The sequence below is a fragment of the Helicobacter sp. UBA3407 genome (assembly GCF_949747025.1).
In the GTDB taxonomy this organism is placed as follows: domain Bacteria; phylum Campylobacterota; class Campylobacteria; order Campylobacterales; family Helicobacteraceae; genus Helicobacter_D; species Helicobacter_D ganmani.
In genome coordinates this window covers 1-4,040 of the sequence record NZ_CATKCB010000208.1, presented here as the reverse complement: position 1 = coordinate 4,040, position 4,040 = coordinate 1, and the positions used below count along the sequence as shown (strand labels likewise).

The following is a 4,040-nucleotide window of genomic DNA, read 5'->3' as shown; positions in this document are numbered from 1 at the left end:
CCATTACTTCTAAAGATAAGAAATCTTATTATATAAAAATGGTGCAAACAATAAAAAAAGAAATTTATAAGGGTAATTTACTCCAATGTGTGCCAAGCCAAAGTTTGGAGATTACAAGCACTCTACCACCTTTACAAGCCTATATGAATCTACGCATTGCAAATCCAAGCCCTTATATGTATTATTTCAACTTCGGGGATTTTGAGATTATCGGAAGTTCGCCTGAAGTGCTTGTGCGCGTGAAAGAGACTGCGCTAAATTCTGCACAAGTTACGATTCGCCCAATCGCCGGGACACGTGCTAGAGGCAAGAATGCCCTAGAGGATTCCAAGCTAGAGGAGGAATTAAAGGCAAATGAGAAAGAAAATGCCGAGCATTTAATGTTGCTAGATTTGGGACGCAACGATGTGGGCAAAGTGGCAAAGGCGGGAAGTGTGTGCGTAACAAAAGAAAAGGTGATTGAAAAATACGCAAGAGTAATGCACCTAGTCTCTGAAGTGCAAGGTGAAATGGATTTGACGACGCATAGAAAAAAAGACGCACTTTATGCAGCATTCCCTGCCGGGACGGTGAGCGGTGCGCCAAAGATTCAAGCCATTCAAACCATAGAATCCCAAGAAACGCATAAACGCGCAATTTACGCAGGCGCGATTGGTTATTTTGCCAAAAATGGCGATATGGACTTTGCGATAGCCATTCGCACGGCAGTTTATCAAAAAGGCATATATTATCTTCAAGCAGGAGGCGGAATCGTGATGGATTCATCAGAGGACGCAGAATATGAGGAGACGAGAAACAAAATGCGCTCCTTAGTGGAAGCGATTTTAGGGGGTGAGAAGTGATTTTACTGATTGATAATTACGATTCTTTTACCTATAATATTTACCAAGCCTTTAGCACTCTTGGTTATCCGATTAAAGTCTTGCGCCACGACAAAACTAACCTAGAGGAGATAGAGTCGCTAAATCCAAGCTATATCGTGCTAGGACCAGGACCCAAAACGCCTAAGGATTCCATATTAAACATCCAAATCGTGCAGAAATTTAAGGGAATCTATCCAATTTTGGGGATTTGTCTAGGACATCAGGCGATTTTAGCGGCTTTTGGTGTGGAAATCAAAAATGCGAAAAATATTATTCATGGCAAGGTAGAGCCACTAAAACATAATCAAAAAGGAATCTTTCGCCATATTAGTCCAAACACTCCTATTGCGCGTTACCATTCGCTTGTGGGCAAAAGGGACGAGATTCCAGAATGCTTTATCATTAGCGGAGTGAGCGAAGATGGCGAAGTTATGGCGGTGGAACATAAGCAATACCATTTGATAGGATTGCAGTTTCACCCGGAATCTATCGGCACGAAAGAGGGTGTTAAAATGCTCCAAAACTTCCTGCATTATGCGCGTGAGCCAATTCCGATTAAAGACTATCTTAAAAAATGCTTAAAATTAGAATCGCTGAACTTTCAAGAAAGCTATAATCTAATGGACGAACTCACAGAGGGGAATTTGAGTGATGCGCAAATTGGTAGCATTCTTACAAGCCTTGAAATTAAGGGCGTAGATGAATACGAACTCGCAGGATTCGCCTCGGTGCTGAAGCAAAAGGCAGTGCGCTTTGAGGTTGGGGATAAGAATCGCATTTTGTTTGATATGGTAGGCACAGGGGGAAGTAGTGCGAAAACCTTTAATGTCTCCACGACTTGCGCCCTGCTTCTTGCCACACTTGCTAAGAGGGCGAATCTTGGAATCATCAAGCACGGAAATCGCGCCATTACTTCTAAGAGTGGCTCGGCGGACTTGCTAAGCACACTTGGAATTAATCCAAATATGGAGCTACAAAATGCAAAAAAGGCTTATGAGGAGCTAAATCTTACCTTCCTCTTTGCGCAGAGATTCCATTCTGCTATGCGCTTCGCCGCACCAGCTCGTGGGAGCTTAGGCTTTAAGACTGCTTTTAATCTCATCGGTCCTCTAAGCAATCCCGCACCCATTACGCACCAGCTAATTGGTGTGTTTGATAAATCTTACACAGAGATTATGGCGAGAGCTTTAAGCATTCTAGGGATTAAACGCGCAATGGTAGTTAGCGGACTAGATGGACTTGATGAAATCTCGCTCTGTGCGCCGACACAAATCACGGAGTTGCGCAATGGGGCGATTAAGACTTATATTTTTAATCCAATAGAAGTTGGATTGAATTTTGCTAGTTATTCTATGCTATGTGGCGGGGACGCGCAGGAGAATCTAAGAATCACAAAGGATATTTTTAACGCCTTGCCATCGCCTAAGCTTGATTTAGTCGCGCTAAATCTCGGGGCGGCTTTGTGCGTGTGTGAGCAAGTGGAATCGCTAAAAGAGGGATTCTTTAGGGCAAAGCAAATCATAGAATCTAAAGAGGTTTTTGAGGTTTTAGAGGGATTTAAACGCATTAGCAATTTGCGCTTAGAAGGCTTGTAGTAGCTAAATCCCTACTCTCTTGCATTCTTGCGATTCTGCATTGGGATACATCAAAATTTAAAGCAAAATTTTTTAAATCTTTGTTAGAATGTCGCCTTTAAATTCACACAAAGACGCGCAATGAAACACAAAATGTTTTTAGAATCCAAACAAGGATTTTTTGGCGAGAATGAAGGCGGTTTCCACGCATTTGGCGGACAATATATGCCAGAGATTCTACACTCTGCGTTAAAAGAGTTGGAGAAAGGTTACAAAGTAATTTTAAAATCCCGTGATTTTAAACAAGAATTATCCTCATTATATAGGGATTTCATCGGGCGTCCCACGCCATTAATTTATGCGAAAAATATTAGCAAACTTCTGCACAATGAAATTTATCTAAAGTTTGAGGGCTTGGCAAACACAGGAGCGCATAAGATTAACAACGCAATTGGACAAGTTTTGCTTGCCAAAAAAATGGGCAAAACACGCATTATTGCCGAAACAGGAGCAGGACAGCACGGATTAGCCACGGCGGCGGCTTGTGCGAAACTAGGAATGGAATGCGTTGTTTTTATGGGCGCACGGGATATTAAGCGACAATTTCCCAATGTATTTAATATGGAACTACTAGGCGCAAAGGTTAGGAGCGTAGAGAGCGGAAGCCAAACGCTTAAAGACGCCGTCAATGAAGCCTTAAGAGAATGGAGCAAAGAGAGCAAAAACACCTTTTATGTGCTTGGAAGCACACTTGGTCCTTATCCTTATCCCGACATTGTGCGTGAGTTTCAAAGTATTATTAGCAAGGAGCTAAAATCGCAGACAAAGGCATTTTTCAAAGGTAATCCAGATATAATGATTGCTTGTGTGGGCGGAGGAAGCAATTCTATGGGATTCTTTAGCCATTATCTTAAAAGTAAGGTGCGCCTCATCGGCGTAGAAGCGGGGGGCTTGAGCAAAGAAATAGGCAAGAATGCCGCGCGTATGGGCAATGAAAATGCAAATCTTTGTATTGCTCAAGGCTATAAAAGCTATTTTCTAAGCGATGAATATGGCAATCTACTAGAAACCTACTCTATCTCGGCAGGGCTTGATTATGCTGGGATTGGTCCTCAACTCGCGCATTTAAAGGAAATCGGGCGTGTGGAGTTCTTAAGCGCACTAGATAGCGAAGCACTAGAAGCTTTGAGATTCTTTGCTAAAAATGAGGGGGTTCTCGCTGCACTAGAATCTAGCCACGCATTAGCAGGGGCATTAAAAATTGCTAAGGAAGTCAAAAACAAAAAAATCCTTGTCAATATTTCTGGTAGAGGCGACAAAGATATTTTCATCACCGCAAAAGCCTTGCAAAAAGAGCGTTGGGCGGAATTTTTGCAACAAGAGATTCAAGAAATGCAAAGTGCGGAATCCAAAAGCACAAAAGGAAGTAAAGAATGAAAAAAATTGCATTAATGGGGCATATTGTTGCGGGGTTTCCAAGCTTTGAAGCAAGTCTCAAAGCGGCACTTGGAATCGCGCAAGGCGGGGCGGAATACTTAGAGGTGCAGTTTCCATTCTCTGACCCAAACGCCGATGGAATCGCGATTGCTAATGCTTGTGAAGT

At 42.5% G+C, this 4,040-nt stretch carries 4 protein-coding genes; all 4 read left to right on the top strand.

The genetic code is table 11. From position 1 onward, the window contains the following. Positions 1-842, top strand: an 842-nt coding sequence (locus tag Q1553_RS07570; protein ID WP_300842875.1) for an anthranilate synthase component I family protein, incomplete at its 5' end; no start/stop codon positions are given. Continuing rightward, positions 839-2,458 carry a bifunctional anthranilate synthase component II/anthranilate phosphoribosyltransferase gene (locus Q1553_RS07565; RefSeq protein ID WP_115551346.1) on the top strand — a complete coding sequence of 540 codons (1,620 nt, stop codon included), beginning with the start codon at positions 839-841 and terminating at the stop codon, positions 2,456-2,458. The genes Q1553_RS07570 and Q1553_RS07565, both read left to right, overlap by 4 nt. Before the next feature lie 120 nt (positions 2,459-2,578). Then, on the top strand, positions 2,579-3,874 hold the full coding sequence (gene trpB, locus Q1553_RS07560; protein WP_115551347.1) for a tryptophan synthase subunit beta: 1,296 nt from the start codon (positions 2,579-2,581) through the stop codon (positions 3,872-3,874). Beyond that, positions 3,871-4,040, top strand: a 170-nt coding sequence (locus tag Q1553_RS07555) for a tryptophan synthase subunit alpha (RefSeq protein ID WP_300842876.1), incomplete at its 3' end; no start/stop codon positions are given. The genes trpB and Q1553_RS07555, both read left to right, overlap by 4 nt.

Excerpts from the sequence above, each read along its gene's own strand:
- trpB (WP_115551347.1), top strand. The coding sequence starts at position 2,579 with ATGAAACACAAAATGTTTTTAGAATCCAAACAAGGATTTTTTGGCGAG.